The organism is Rhizobacter koreensis (genome assembly GCF_013366375.1).
Lineage (GTDB): Bacteria > Pseudomonadota > Gammaproteobacteria > Burkholderiales > Burkholderiaceae_C > Schlegelella_A > Schlegelella_A koreensis.
In genome coordinates this window covers 144371-158665 of record NZ_JABWMJ010000001.1, presented here as the reverse complement: position 1 = coordinate 158665, position 14295 = coordinate 144371, and the positions used below count along the sequence as shown (strand labels likewise).

Here is a 14295-nt window from a genome sequence, read left to right as displayed (position 1 = left end):
TTGCCGATGCGGGCCGCTCCTTTCCCGGCTTGCGCGGGATCCGGCGTGCACCGGCTTCCGGGTCAGGCGTCGTTGTCGAACACGCCGCCGTGGCGCGTCATCTTCATCGCGCCGGCGGCCTGCAGCACGCGCTCGGCTTCCTCGGCGCGGCCCTCCGACTCGACACCGACCGAGACGCCGACGCCTTCCTCGCGGATCACGTCGGCGTAGGTCTCGGCCTCGTTGGGCGCCGGCGGGGTCTCGAGCAGCCCGTCGAGCAGCGCGAGGAAATTGGAGAAGAAGCCGCCGCTCGCGTACTCGTCGAACTCGAGGCCGGCGGCGTTGCGCGGCGGGCGGCCTCGCTGGTGCAGGTGGACGCCCTCGCGGCGAAAGCCCGCTTCCACGAGGCGCTCGGCAGCGGCCTCAGCCGCGGTGCGGTCGGGAAAGCGGGCGAGGATGGTTTGCATGCGCGACTCCGGTGGCTCTGTCGCCTGCAGCGCGGCAACGACCGTGCCCGTGGAAGGACCACGCGCCGCCCCGGCGCAGCCGCGGGCGTCAGCGCGCCGCGAGCACCAGCACGATCGCGACCGCCGCCGGCAGCGCCTGCACGAGCAGGATCTTGCGACTTGCCGTGAAGCCGCCGAACACGCCGGCGACGAACACGCAGGCCAGGAAGAACAGCTTGATGTCGTGCCCCGGCGCGCCGAGCCACAAGCCCCAGACCAGTCCGGCGGCGAGAAAGCCGTTGTACAGCCCCTGGTTGGCGGCCAGCACCTTCGAGAGCTTGGCCTTCTCGACGCTGTTCCCGAACGCGCGCCGGGTGCGCGGCGTCTCCCACAGGAACATCTCGAGGACGAGGAAGTACACGTGCAGCAGCGCGACCAGCGCGACCACGACGTCGGCAGCAGTCTTCATCGAGGGCTCCGGAATCGGCGGCGTCATCGTAGGCCGTGACCCCGGGCCTCGTTACCCTCGGAAACACCGGGCTATAGCCGAGCCGGGACCCACGCCCTCAGCGCTCCCGACTGCCTGCGGGCGCCCGATCGATCGGGCCCAGCCCGGCAGGCGCCGGTTCGCGGCGGATCACGGTCGCACCCGCCGGGTCTCTCGGCCGCCACTCGTCCGCGCGACTAACATGGCCGCGTGCCGATCACCGGCGGGGGACAAGTCGTTGAAGAAGCTGTTGACAGCTGCCGCCCTGGCATTGGTGGCGGCGGGCGCGGCCGCCGAGCCGATCGGCGAGGTGGACACCGTGTTCAAGCTGATCGGGCCCGACCACAAGATCGTGGTCGACGCCTACGACGACCCCAAGGTCGGCGGCGTCACCTGCTACGTGTCGCGCGCCAAGACCGGCGGCATCAAGGGCGCCGTCGGCCTTGCCGAGGACAAGGCGGAGGCATCGATCGCGTGCCGGCAGACCGGGCCGATCACGTTCGCCAAGCCGCTCGCCGCGCAGGAAGAGGTGCTCACCGAGCGCATCTCGCTGGTCTTCAAGAAGCTGCGCGTGGTGCGCATGGTCGACAGGCGCCGCAACACGCTGGTCTATCTGACCTACTCCGACCGCGTGATCGAAGGCTCGCCGCAGAACAGCGTGACCGCGGTGCCGGTCGACCGCGGAACCCCGATCCCGGTGCGCTGACGGAGGCTGCGGGCTGACCGCGGGCGACCCGGCGACCTTTCACGCGGTGCCGCGCCGGCTCGTGCCGGCCTCTACCTGCGCCTGCGGGAACCAGCGCGCGCTCGCCAGGTAGAGCGCCGCCCCCACGACGAGCGCAGCCATCGCGGCCGCGAGCGCCCGCGCGAACCCCTGGTCCGCCGACGCGCTGTGGCGCACCAGCCAGGCCGCAAGCGGCGGTCCGAGGATCTGTCCGACGCCGTAGAGGGCGGTCAGAAGCCCCATCGCGGCCGACGCGTCGACCGGCTCGAGGCGACGCGCCTCCTGCATGGCGAAGAAGCTGATCGCGGTGAACGGCACGCCGAGCAGCACGCTGCCCGCCGCGAAGCCGAGCGGCGTCGGCCACCAGACGGTGAACCCGACCGCCGCGGCCTGGATCACGTAGCAGGCCGCGAGCCGCAGGCGCAGGTGACCGGGGCCGCGCAGACGCGTCGAGAGCAGCGGCCCGACGATGACGCCGGCGCCGAACATCGGCCAGAACAGGTCGAGCCAGCGCGAGCCCGGCATCGCCGCGCGTGCGATCACCGGCAGGAAGGTCGCGGTGATGATGTAGCCGAAGCCGGCGATGCCGTAGGCGACGGCGAGCAGCGTCATCTCGGTGCCGTCCCGCTTCGCGCGGCTGGCGGGCGCAGGCGGTGGGGAGCCCGCCGCGCTGGCAGACGCGACGGCGGCGGGGGTCGCAGCGCCGTCGCCGCCAGGGTGGTCGACGCAAGTCGCGTCCGGGGTGGCGCCGGTCGAGCGGTGGCGCGACGGGCTCGCAGTGGCCCCCGCCTCGCCGCGCCCGGGCTCGGCACGGGCCGCCTGCCCCGGGCTCGGCGAACCATCGGCACCCGCGACGCGCCACACCGTGGCCGCGAGCACCGCCGCGACGACGCCGAACAGGAGCCAGCCCGCGGCGGCGCGCCACTCCCATGCCACCAGCACGCTCGCGAGCAGGCCGCTCACCAGGATGCCGGCTCCCGGGCCGCAGTAGATCGTCGCGCCGAGCGAGGCGGCCTGGCGCGCGGCGAGCTGCGCGAGGCACCAGCCCGAGGTGAAGACGAACACGAACGCGCTCGCGACCCCGGCGCCGAAGCGCAGCGCCGCCCAGCTCGCCGGCAGCGGCAGCGCCATGCCGAGCGTCAGCAGCACCGTCGCGGCGAGGCCGCCGCGGATCCATCTCCGAGCGCTGACCGGCGCCCACGCCAGGCGCCGCCACAGCCACGGCTGCACGGTGCAGAGCAGCGCGCCGACCAGGTAGCCCAGGTAGTTCGCGCTTGCGAGCCAGCTCGCCGACGCGAGGTCGATCGCCCCGTCGTGCAGCATCATCGGCAGCAGCGGGGTGAACGCGAAGCGCCCGATTCCCATCGCGACCGCGAGCGCCACCAGGCCCGCCAGCACCACGGTAGCGGTGCGAGGCGCGCGCGGGTCGGACTCGCGCGCCCGAGGCAGCCGGTCGCCCGCTGCGTGCGGCGATGCGTCGACGCGCGTCATCGTGGCGCGGCCCGATCGGTCGGGAACCCGCCCGGCGAGGTGGGCGGTCTCGGGTGGCGTCGACAAGGGAGCGCGGAGCGTCGCTGCATTCTGGAGGCGGCGCACCGGCGGCGCGGGCGCGGTTCAGCGTAGCAGAGTGCGCCCCGCGACTCGCCGGAGGAGCGACGGGCCGTCCGTGCGCCGGCGACTCGCCTGCCGAGCCGGCCGGGCGTCGGCAGGCGCACCGCGCGCGCACCCCGGCGCGCGCGGGCGCCGGATTCCCCCGGTGGCGCCGAGTCATGCATTCGGCCTAGAGTGGCCCGGCAACGGAGAACCGCATGACCGATCTCGCCGCCGAGTTCAAGGCGCTCGCCGACTATCGCCCGGCGCACAAGGTGCGTTTCGTGACCGCAGCCGCGCTGTTCGACGGCCACGACGCCGCGATCAACATCATGCGGCGCCTCCTGATGAGCATGGGCGCCGAGGTGATCCACCTCGGCCACAACCGGTCGGTCGACGACGTCGTGACGGCCGCGCTGCAGGAAGACGCGCACGGCATCGCGATCAGCTCGTACCAGGGCGGCCACGTCGAGTACTTCAAGTACATGGTCGACGCCTTGCGCGAGCGCGGCGCCGGCCACGTGCAGGTGTTCGGCGGCGGCGGCGGCGTGATCGTGCCGAGCGAGATCCGCGAGCTGCAGGGCTACGGCGTGAGCCGGCTCTACAGTCCCGAGGACGGCCAGCGGATGGGCCTGGCCGGAATGGTCGGCGAGATGCTGATGCGCTGCGATCGCGACCTCTCCGACCTCGCGCCGGGCTCGCTCGACGCGATCCGGGGCGGCAGCGAAGCCGCGTGGCGCGCGCTCGCCCAGCTCGTCACGGCGCTCGAGAACCGGCGCGCCGACGCCGGCCTGCGCGACGGCCTGCGAGCGGCCGCGCGCGAGACCACGGTGCCGGTGCTCGGCATCACCGGCACGGGTGGCGCCGGCAAGTCGAGCCTGACGGACGAGCTGATCCGGCGTCTGCGCCTCGACCAGGGCGACGCGCTGCGCATCGCGCTGATCTCGATCGACCCGTCGCGGCGCAAGAGCGGCGGCGCGCTGCTCGGCGACCGCATCCGGATGAACGCGATCGGGCCGTGGCAGGACGGGCCGCGTGTCTTCATGCGCTCGATGGCGACGCGCGACACCGGCAGCGAGGTGAGCGCGGCGCTGCCCGACGTGATCGCGGCGGCCAAGGTCGCCGGCTTCGACCTCGTGATCGTCGAGACCTCGGGCATCGGCCAGGGCGACGCTGCGATCGTGCCGCTCGTGGACGTGCCGCTCTACGTGATGACGCCCGAGTTCGGCGCGGCGAGCCAGCTCGAGAAGATCGACATGCTCGACTTCGCCGAGTTCGTCGCGATCAACAAGTTCGATCGGCGCGGTGCGCTCGACGCGCTGCGCGACGTCGCCAAGCAGATGCAGCGCAACCGCAACGCGTTCGGCGCGCGCGTCGAGTCGATGCCGGTGTTCGGCACCATCGCGAGCCGCTTCAACGACGATGGCGTGACCGCGCTGTACCAGGCACTGAAGGCGCGGCTGGCGGAGGCGGGCCTGCGGGTCACCGAGGGCCAGCTGCCGAAGGTCGACACCCGCCACAGCACCCACGAGGCGCCGATCGTGCCGCCGGCCCGCGTGCGCTACCTCGCCGACATCGCCGACGCCGTGCGCGGCTACAAGCGCCAGGTCGGCGTGCAGGCGACGCTCGCACGCGAGATCCAGCAGCTCGAGGCGGCGGCACGGATGCTCGGCGCAGCGGGCGGGCAGGACGACGACCGCCTGCATGCCCTCGCCGCCGAGCGCGCCGCTCGGCTCGACCCGCGCGCCCGCGAACTTCTCGAACGCTGGCCCGAGACGCAGGCCGCGTACGCGGGCGACGAATACGTCGTCACGGTGCGTGGGCGCGAGATCCGCACCGCGCTCACCCACACCACGCTCTCGGGCAACCGGATCCGCAAGGTCGCGCTGCCGCGCTACGAGGACCACGGCGAGCTGCTGCGCTGGCTGATGCTCGAGAACGTGCCGGGCGCGTTCCCGTACAGCGCCGGCACCTTCGCGTTCAAGCGCGAGAACGAGGACCCGACGCGCATGTTCGCGGGCGAGGGCGACGCCTTCCGCACCAACGCGCGCTTCAAGCTGCTGTCTGCCGGCATGCCCGCCAAGCGCCTGTCGACCGCGTTCGACTCGGTGACGCTGTACGGCAACGACCCGGACCGGCGGCCCGACATCTACGGCAAGGTCGGCAACTCGGGCGTCTCGATCGCGACGCTCGACGACATGAAGGTGCTGTATTCGGGGTTCGATCTCACCGACCCCGCGACGTCGGTGTCGATGACGATCAACGGGCCGGCGCCGACCATCCTGGCGATGTTCCTCGATACGGCGATCGACCAGAAGCTCGATGCGTTCGTCGGCAAGCACGGCCGCCCGCCGAGCGACGCCGAGGCCGCGGCGGTCCGCGCGCGCGTGCTGCGCGAGGTGCGCGGCACCGTGCAGGCCGACATCCTGAAGGAAGACCAGGGCCAGAACACCTGCATCTTCTCGACCGAGTTCTCGCTCAAGGTTATGGGCGACATCGCGGCGTGGTTCGTCGAGCACGAGGTGCGCAACTTCTATTCGGTGTCGATCTCGGGCTACCACATCGCCGAGGCGGGCGCGAACCCGATCAGCCAGCTCGCGTTCACGCTCGCCAACGGCTTCACCTTCGTCGAGGCGTACCTCGCGCGCGGCATGCACGTGGACGACTTCGCGCCCAACCTCAGCTTCTTCTTCAGCAACGGCATGGACCCCGAGTACACCGTGCTCGGGCGCGTCGCGCGGCGCATCTGGGCAGTCGCGATGCGCGACCGCTACGGCGCCAACGAGCGCAGCCAGAAGCTCAAATACCACGTGCAGACCAGCGGGCGCTCGCTGCACGCGCAGGAGATCCAGTTCAACGACATCCGCACCACGCTGCAGGCGCTGATCGCCGTCTACGACAACTGCAATTCGCTGCACACCAACGCGTACGACGAGGCGATCACCACCCCGACAGCCGAGAGCGTGCGCCGCGCGATGGCGATCCAGCTCGTCATCAATCGCGAATGGGGTCTCGCCAAGAACGAGAACCCGAACCAGGGCGCGTTCGTGATCGACGAGCTGACCGAGCTCGTGGAGGAGGCGGTGCTCGCCGAGTTCGAGCGCATCAGCGAACGCGGCGGCGTGCTCGGCGCCATGGAGACCGGCTACCAGCGCAGCCGCATCCAGGAAGAGTCGATGCACTACGAGACGCTCAAGCACACCGGCGAGTACCCGATCGTCGGCGTCAACACCTTCCGCAACCCGGCCGGCGACCCGGTGCCCGAGACGATCGAGCTCGCACGCTCGACCGAGGCCGAGAAGCAGTCGCAACTCGCGCGGCTGGCGGAGTTCCACGCCCGCCACGCCGAGGACGCGCCGGCGATGCTGCGCCGCCTGCAGCAGGCTGCGATCGCAGGCGCCAACGTGTTCGACGTGCTGATGGACGCCGTGCGCGTGTGCTCGCTCGGTCAGATCACCCACGCGCTGTTCGAAGTGGGCGGGCAGTACCGGCGGAACATGTAGGCCGGCTACCCGGGGATTGGTCTGACCAGCAGGGAAGAGCTTCGACCGTGGATGAGAATGTGGTCGGACCACTCTTCGGGGGCCGCAAGCCGCAAGCCGCAAGCCGCAAGCCGCTCGAGCTAGGCGCGGCCGGTGGGGCCGCCGCGCCGGCTCAGGCGGGGAATGCCCGCTCGAGGATCGCCTCGACGTCGATCCCGCTCGTGTCGAGCGCCCCGACGACCCGCCCCGCACTCGCGGCGCCGAAGCGCGTCGCGACGAATGCGTCGGCGACCGCCGCGGGCGCGGTGGCGCGCAGCAGCCCCGCCTGCGCGAGCAGCACGAGGCGCTGCGCGAGCTCGCGACCGCGCGCCTCGAGCGCCTCGGGGGCGAGCGTCAGCAGCGTGCCGAGGGCGCGCGCTTCGGTGGCCAGCAGCGCGTCGTCGCCTGCTGCCGCGCCGAGCTCGTCGAGCAGCGCGTGCGCGGCCGCCGGATCGCGGCCGATCGCGCGCAGCACGTCGAGGCACATCACGTTGCCGGAGCCTTCCCAGATCGAGTTGACCGGCGCCTCGCGATACAGGCGCCCCATCACGCCGTCGTCGATGTAGCCGTTGCCGCCGAACACTTCCATCGCCTCGCCGGTCAGCTCGACCGCGCGCTTGCAGACCCAGAACTTGGCCGCCGGGGTGAGCACCCGCTTCCAGGCGTGCTGCGCCGGGTCGTCGCCGTGCTCGAACGCGCGCGCGAGGCGCATCGCGAGGGCGAGCGCGGCCTCGCTCTCGAGCGCGAGGTCGACCAGCACGCTGCGCATCAGCGGCTGCATCGCGAGCGTGCGGCCGAACGCGACCCGATGGCGCGCGTAGTGCAGCGCCTGCACCAGCGCCTGGCGGATCAGCGCCGCGCTGCCGAGCACGCAATTGAGCCGGGTGTGCGTCGCCATCTCGATGATGGTGGGGATGCCGCGGCCTTCGTCGCCGAGCAGCACGCCCCAGGCCTCGTCGAACTCGACCTCGCTGCTCGAGTTGGAGCGGTTGCCGACCTTGTGCTTGAGGCGCTGCACCCGCACCGCGTTGCGGCTGCCGTCCGGCTGCCAGCGCGGCACCCAGAAGCACGAGTGCCCGGCCTCGGTGCGCGCGACCACCAGGTGGGCGTCGCTCATCGGTGCCGAAAAGAACCACTTGTGGCCGGTGATTGCGTACTCGGCGCCGCGCCCGCCGGCGCCGAGCGGCAGCGCGCGGGTGGTGTTGCTGCGCACGTCCGAGCCGCCCTGCTTCTCGGTCATGCCCATGCCGACCCAGATCGATGCCTTGTCGGCGAGGGGCACGTCGCGCGCGTCGTAGGCGCTCGAGAAGAGCTTGTCCTGCAGCGCCTCGCGCAGCGCGGGCTCCTTCTGCAGCACCGGGATGCTGGCGAGCGTCATCGTCGCCGGGCAGAGCGTGCCGGCCTCGACCTGCCCGTGCAGGTAGAAGCCGGCCGCGAAGGCGGTCCAGCGCCCGGCGCGCGCGTCGCTGAACGGCAGCGAGACCAGCCCTTCGGCGCGGTAGCGCGCGAGCAGCAGATGCCAGCTCGGGTGGAACTCGACCTCGTCGATGCGGCGCCCGCGCGCGTCGAAGCCGTGCAGCTCGGGGGCGTGACGGTTGCAGGCGTCGGCGAGGTCGATCGCTTCGCTGCTCCCGGCCCAGGCGCCGTAGGCGCTCGCGGGTGACTCGTACCAGGGCGCCGCGGCGCGCACCGCCTCTTGCAGGGCGGGGTCGACGGCATACAGGTTGGCGTCGCGCAGCTCGTCGACGACGTTGCTGATGGCGTGGCTGGATCGGCTCATGCCGTGCTCCGGGCGGGAACGGAACGGGCGATTCTGCGCGCCGGCGCTGCCGAGGCGACAGCGTCAGGCTCGGCGCCAGGGCGCGGCGGGCGGGCGCGCCGACGGCGCTTCAGGCGTGGGCGTGACTCGCCGCGAGGCGGTTGCAGTACGCCAGCATTTCCTCGATCTCGTTCGACTTGTCGAATACCTTGTCGGCGCCCAGCTCGATGCACTTGGCGCGGATGTCGGGCGTCGCGTGGTTGCTGAAGACCATCTTGCGGGTCGCGCGGCCGAGCGAGGCGATGCCCTTGAGCACGCCCAGACCCGAGCCGGCCTTCAGGAAGATGTCGACGATGACCAGGTCGACCGGCTGCTCGGCGGCGAGCACGCAGTGCACGGCGGTCTGCTCGTCCTCGGCCACGCCGACGATCTCCAGGGGGACGTTCTCTTCGAGAGTCGCGATGAGGTTCTCGCGAATCACGGAACTGTCCTCGACCACGAACGTCTTCAGCTTCTCCATCTCGGCCCCGGCAATGTCGGCCGGTGCAGAGCTGCACCGCCAGGGCACCATTGTCGCGTGCCCCTCGAAGCGCCCTGGTAAGCGATGCCGGAACGCGCCAAAAGACGGCGCCTCCCCCGCCCGTCGGACATGTCCGACGGCGCGGGAACGCGGCAGACTGCATGGTCGTCAAACCGCAAGGAGTCGCCCATGCTGCGTCCGGAAGTCACGATCGAGCGGCTGCACGCCGGCCAGGAAGGCAAGCTCCCGGGGCACTACGGCCTGCGCGTCACGGCAGTGGCGCAAGGCCGGGTCGACGCCGAGCTCGAGATCCAGCCGTGGATGCACGCCCCGAACGGCTTTCTCCACGCGGCGACGGTGATCCTGCTCGCCGACACGGCCGCCGGCTATGCGAGCTTCGCCCATCTGCCCGACGGCGCGAAGGGCTTCACGACCATCGAGCTCAAGAGCAACTTCCTCGGTACCGCCAAGGAGGGGACGATCCGCACCGAGTGCGTCGCCGAGCACCTGGGCCGCAACACGCAGGTCTGGTCGGCGAGCGTGTTCGGGCCGGAGGGGCGCCGCATGGCGCTGTTTCGCTGCACGCAGATGGTGCTGTGGTGAGGCCGGCGTCGTCGCGCCCGGTCGCGCCGGCGGTCAGTCGAGCCCGGCGCTGACGGTGGTCGCGGCGGCGCCGCTCGTGCGTTCGCGGCCCTTGCCCTCGACCACGTCGGCGTCCAGCCCCGACGGCAGGCTCACGAGGCGCGGCCGTTCGATGCCGTAGCCCTGCGCGTAGTCGATGCCGAGCGCCTGCACGGCGTCACGGATGGCGTCGGTCTCGACCCATTCGGCGATCGTCGGAATGCCGAGCGCGCGGCCGATCGCATGGATCGCGCCGACCATCGCACGGTCGACGGGGTCGCTCACGATGTCGCGCACGAACGCGCCGTCGAGCTTGAGAAAGTCGACCGGCAGGTTCTTGAGGTACGAGAACGAGCTGAGGCCGGAGCCGAAATCGTCGAGCGCGAAGCGGCAGCCGAGCGCCTTCAGCGCGCGGATGAACGCCGACGCCTGCAGGAAGTTGCCGATCGCGGCGGTCTCGGTCACTTCGAAACAGAGCCCGCGCGGGTCGATGCCCGACGCACGCACGGTCTCGCACGCATGGTGCAGGAACGCCTCGTCGGCGAGCGACGCCCCCGAGATGTTGATCGCGACGATGTGCTCGGCGTCCGCGCGCAGGCGTCCGGTGCGCACGTGCTCGCAGGCGGTCTGCAGCACCCAGCGGTCGATCCGGCTCGGCATCATCTGGTAGCGCTCGCCGGCGGCGATCACGTTGGCGGTCGGCACCGGCGTGCCGTCCTCGGCGTACATGCGCAGCAGCAGCTCCTGGTAGCTGCGCACCGCCAGCCGTTCGTGGAGCGGGCGCGCGGTCTGCACCGCGAGTGCCATGCGCCCGGAGGCGAGGGCAGCGAGGATGCGCTCGCCCCAGCCGAGATCCTCGCGCCGGCGCGCGAGCTCGGCGTCGCTCGACTGGAACACGCGGACCCGGTTGCGGCCGGCCTCCTTGGCGGCGTAGCAGGCGATGTCGGCGGCCGACATGAGGTCCGCCACACCGCACGCGTCGGCGCCTACCTCGACGAGGCCGATGCTGACGCCGAGCTCGAACACGCGCTCGCGCCACAGGAACCGGTGGTTGGCGACGCAGCCGAGCAGCTTGTCGGCAACGCCGCGGCCGTCGTCGAGCGGGCAGTCGACGAGCAGCACGCCGAATTCGTCGCCGCCGAGCCGCGCCAGGGTGTCGCCGGCGCGCAGGTGGCTGCGCAGCGCCGTGCCGATCTGGCGCAGCAGCTCGTCGCCTGCACGATGGCCACAGGTGTCGTTGACGACCTTGAACTGGTCGAGGTCGAGGAACATCAGCGAGTGCCGCCGGCCGGCCGTCTTCGACGCCGCGAGTGCAGTCTGCAGGCGCCGCTGGAACTCGGGGCGGTTGGCGAGGCCGGTGAGGTCGTCGTGGGCGGCGCGCCAGGCCAGGTCCTGCGTCAGCGCGCGCGAGCGATCGGTGCCCACCTTGACCAGCAGCCCGAGGCACAGCAGGCCGCCCAGCGTGAGGCCGATCACCGCGAGGATCACGACGCGGCGCTGCTCGGCGGCGAGCGCCTCGACCGGGGCGAGCGGCACCTGCACCTCGAGCGCGCCGAGCAGCTGGTGCTGGCTCCACTGCTTGCCGGGCGCCACGCCGGCGGCGACGCGGGACGCGCGGGTGGTGTCGAGCCGCTCGATCGCGTTGTGGCACTGCACGCACGACGCCGACGAGGCCGGGTCGGCGCGCAGGAAGCGCAGCGTGCGCTCGCCGTCGACCTGCTCGATGCGCCACGCCGACTGCCAGGCGATCGGGCCCGTCGGCGCGGCCCGGTCCTGCGCCTCGAGGCGGGCCCACGCCCAGCGCTGGAAGTCGTCGCGCAGCTCCTGGCCGGCGCCGAGGTTCCACTTGCTCAGGGGCCGATAGCGGTAGAGACCGCCGCTCTCGGTGCTCGCGCGCTCGCCCACGAGCTTCAGGAACTGCGCCGGCAAGGGCACGTTGCCGCGCTCGGCGAGGTAGTTCGCCGAGGCGCTGCCGGTACCGTCGCGGTCGAGCTTGCTCACCGCGTGGTCGGCGTACGCGGAGCGCGCCGCGGTGGCGTGGCGCGCCACCACCTCGGCGAGGTTGAGCGCCTTGTATTCGATGAGGCGCAGCTGGCTGTCGTTGACGAAGTACCACGTCACCGCACCGATCGACAGCAGCAGCACCAGCGCGGCCCAGAACAGGTTGCGCTGGCGCACGCCGGCGATGTCGCCCGCGAGGTCGGTGCCGGCGTGGCCGGCAGCGGGCGCGCCGAGGTCGGCCGATCGACGGCTTGGATTCATGCGTCGTCATCGGCGCGCTGGGCGGGCACTTGATGGCGCTCGGCGCGCCGTCGGTGACCCTTCTCACGCCCGCGGAGGGTCGGTCGAGCGGTCCTCTATTTCGGCGCCGCGCCCAGCTCGCGGTCCACCTCCTCGGCAATGCCGCGATCGACCGCCTGCGCCGCGCAGCGGGCGTTCACCTCGCCGACTTGCGCGTTGACGGCGTCCTGCTCCTTGCCGATCGCCGCGATCTCGCGGTTGATCACGTCGCTGCCCTCGTTGAGCGCCGCGATCGCGCGGTTGTACGCCGCCGCGTCGCCGTTCGCGTTCCTGCCGAGCGGCGACTTCAGGAACGCCTCGCTCCTGGCCTGCTGGGCCACGACCGCGTCGTTGTGACGCTGCACGCGCTCGCCGAGCCGTACCTTGCGCGCCTCGACGTCGGCTTGCGCAAGCCGACAGGCGCGGTACTCCTCCTTGCTGGCAAGGCGCGGCGCCGGTGCGCCCTGCGCCAGCAGAGCGGCGTGCGGAGCGGAGCACAGGGCGGCAACGACAAAGCGGCGGCTGATCAAGTCGAACGGCATGTCGGTCTCCTCGGCTGCGATGTGCGCCGGCCGATGATGCCGTTCCGTCGCCGCCGCGTGAACGCCGCCTCGCCAAGGTAGGGGAAGCATCCGGTGCACCTGGCGCGGGCTTCGACGCGGGTGGCCGTGGGGCGCCGCGCGGCCGATCGCAGCGCCTAGACTCGCCCAGCGCCGCCCGCCTCGGGCAGAAGGAGAACCGCCATGAAACGTCGCGACCTGCTCGTCGCCTCGCCCGTGCTGCTGCTCGGGGGCCTTGCCGCCCCGGCCGCGGCGCAGCCGCTCGAGGGCACGCTGCGCCTCGTCGTCGGCTACCCGCCGGGCGGTGCGTCGGACCGCGCCGCCCGGCTGGTCGCGCAGGCGCTGCAGGCCAAGCACGGCATCAACGTGATCGTCGAGAACAAGCCCGGCGCCGGCGGACGCCTGGCCGCCCAGCAGCTGCGCCTCGCGGGGCCGAACGACAACGTGCTGATGCTCGGCAACCCGGCGGTGATCACGATCGCGCCGCTGGTCTTCAAGGACAACGGCTACGACGTCGACACCGACTTCGTTCCGGTGTCGCAGGTGACGTCGTACGAGTTCGCCGTCGCGGTCGGCGCCCAGGTCCCGGTGCGCGAAGTGACGCACCTGCTCGCCTGGCTCAAGGCGAACCCCGAGAAGGCGTTCTTCGGCGTGCCGGCGACCGGCAGCCTGCCGCATTTCTTCGCGCTGATGCTCGCCGACCGCGCCGGTCTGAAGGCCGACGTGGTCGGCTACAAGGGCTCGGCGCCGCTCTCGACCGAGCTGATCGGTGGCCAGATTCCGGTGGCCATCGACACCCTCGACGCGGTGCTCGCGCTGCACCAAGCGGGCAAGGCGAAGATCCTGGCGGTCTCGGGGCGCGCCCGCACGCCGTTCGACACCCACATCCCGACGCTGAGGGAGTCCGGCATCGATCTCGTCGGCACCGGCTGGAACGCGTTCTTCGCACCCAGGGCGATGCCGGCCGACAAGGTGAAGGCGCTCGCCCGCGCGATCCACGGCGTGATGAGCGATGCGCAGGTGCAGCAGCGCTTCGTCGCCGCCAGCATGGAGCCGACCGCGCGCACCCAGGCCGAAACCGCGACGATGCTGAAGGCCTACAAGGCGCAGTGGGCACCGGTGGTCCAGCGCAGCGGCTATCAGCCGTAACGACGCCTCGAAGGCCGGCGCTGAGCCGGCTCGGCCCGGGGCTGCGATGTCGAGAGCGCGCGAGCGCGCGGGGCGGCGCTCGGCGGAAGCGCCCGCGCGCGGGCGTACGCCCTGCGCGCGGCGCGAACGATCACTCGGCGCAGTCGGTCCGCGTCGTCGCCGTGATGCGGATCAGCTCGTTGCCGCCGCCGCCCCACGGGTTGCCGCCGGTGAACGTGAGGCAGCCTTCGCCCTTGTAGAACACCTCGATGCGGCGCACGTCGTTGCCGTAATAGAACGGGATCCAGCGCTTGCCGGTCTCGTGCGTGTTGACGCTGTCGGGTCCGCCGATCAGCGACAGCACCTCGTTCTGCTCCATGCCGATGCTCAGCTTCGAGAACCTGCTGCCAGGCGCGATGGTGCCGACGATCTCGCCCTCGAAGCGGCCGTCACGCGACTTGACGACCCGGGTGTCGCCGGCGGGCGCCGCGGCTGCCGGCTTCGCGGCGGCGGCCGGCGCATTGCGGTCGGCGCCGGTGCTCGCACAGCCGGCAGCGCCCAGCAGGCCGGCGGCAATGACGATCGAAAGCTTGGCTCGCATGAGAAACCTCGTTGTGGTGGGGCGGCGAGTCTGCCATCGGGGTCGCCGCCGGCGCATCCCCCGAGGGTGCGACCCGGAG

At 72.1% G+C, this 14295-nt stretch carries 12 protein-coding genes; 4 read left to right on the top strand and 8 right to left on the bottom strand.

Annotated features, from left to right (window positions below):
• Nucleotides 1-62 precede the first annotated feature (62 nt).
• Nucleotides 63-446, bottom strand: a complete 384-nt coding sequence (locus HQN59_RS00685; protein ID WP_176065089.1) for a hypothetical protein — start codon at nt 444-446, stop codon at nt 63-65.
• 88 nt (nt 447-534) lie between these two features.
• Nucleotides 535-894, bottom strand: a complete 360-nt coding sequence (locus tag HQN59_RS00680; protein WP_176065087.1) for a DUF1304 domain-containing protein — start codon at nt 892-894, stop codon at nt 535-537.
• 220 nt (nt 895-1114) lie between these two features.
• On the opposite strand from HQN59_RS00680, the gene HQN59_RS00675 reads away from it, so the two are divergent.
• Nucleotides 1115-1618: a CreA family protein gene (locus HQN59_RS00675; protein WP_176065085.1), complete on the top strand. Its 504-nt coding sequence runs from the start codon at nt 1115-1117 to the stop codon at nt 1616-1618.
• Between the two features lie 39 nt (nt 1619-1657).
• On the opposite strand, the gene HQN59_RS00670 is transcribed toward HQN59_RS00675, so the two are convergent.
• Complete coding sequence (locus tag HQN59_RS00670) at nt 1658-3127, bottom strand: YbfB/YjiJ family MFS transporter (RefSeq protein WP_176066207.1); 1470 nt, start codon at nt 3125-3127, stop codon at nt 1658-1660.
• Nucleotides 3128-3444: 317 nt separating this feature from the next.
• Here HQN59_RS00670 and icmF point away from each other — a divergent pair, with 317 nt between their 5' ends.
• Nucleotides 3445-6729 carry a fused isobutyryl-CoA mutase/GTPase IcmF gene (gene icmF / locus HQN59_RS00665; protein WP_176065083.1) on the top strand — a complete coding sequence of 1095 codons (3285 nt, stop codon included), beginning with the start codon at nt 3445-3447 and terminating at the stop codon, nt 6727-6729.
• A gap of 151 nt (nt 6730-6880) precedes the next feature.
• Here the strand turns inward: icmF and HQN59_RS00660 are convergent, their stop codons facing one another.
• Nucleotides 6881-8527, bottom strand: a complete 1647-nt coding sequence (locus tag HQN59_RS00660) for an acyl-CoA dehydrogenase family protein (protein WP_176065081.1) — start codon at nt 8525-8527, stop codon at nt 6881-6883.
• A gap of 109 nt (nt 8528-8636) precedes the next feature.
• Nucleotides 8637-9026 carry a response regulator gene (locus HQN59_RS00655; protein WP_176065079.1) on the bottom strand — a complete coding sequence of 130 codons (390 nt, stop codon included), beginning with the start codon at nt 9024-9026 and terminating at the stop codon, nt 8637-8639.
• 189 nt (nt 9027-9215) lie between these two features.
• Here HQN59_RS00655 and HQN59_RS00650 point away from each other — a divergent pair, with 189 nt between their 5' ends.
• Entirely contained in the window at nt 9216-9629 is a 414-nt protein-coding gene (locus HQN59_RS00650) for a PaaI family thioesterase (RefSeq protein ID WP_176065077.1), read from the top strand.
• 33 nt (nt 9630-9662) lie between these two features.
• Here HQN59_RS00650 and HQN59_RS00645 read toward each other — a convergent pair whose 3' ends face one another.
• Nucleotides 9663-11909, bottom strand: a complete 2247-nt coding sequence (locus HQN59_RS00645) for an EAL domain-containing protein (protein WP_176065075.1) — start codon at nt 11907-11909, stop codon at nt 9663-9665.
• Nucleotides 11910-12004: 95 nt separating this feature from the next.
• Complete coding sequence (locus HQN59_RS00640) at nt 12005-12469, bottom strand: hypothetical protein (protein ID WP_176065073.1); 465 nt, start codon at nt 12467-12469, stop codon at nt 12005-12007.
• Nucleotides 12470-12670: 201 nt separating this feature from the next.
• On the opposite strand from HQN59_RS00640, the gene HQN59_RS00635 reads away from it, so the two are divergent.
• Entirely contained in the window at nt 12671-13636 is a 966-nt protein-coding gene (locus HQN59_RS00635; RefSeq protein ID WP_176065071.1) for a tripartite tricarboxylate transporter substrate-binding protein, read from the top strand.
• 130 nt (nt 13637-13766) lie between these two features.
• Here the strand turns inward: HQN59_RS00635 and HQN59_RS00630 are convergent, their stop codons facing one another.
• Nucleotides 13767-14216: a hypothetical protein gene (locus HQN59_RS00630; RefSeq protein ID WP_176065069.1), complete on the bottom strand. Its 450-nt coding sequence runs from the start codon at nt 14214-14216 to the stop codon at nt 13767-13769.
• Nucleotides 14217-14295 lie beyond the last annotated feature (79 nt).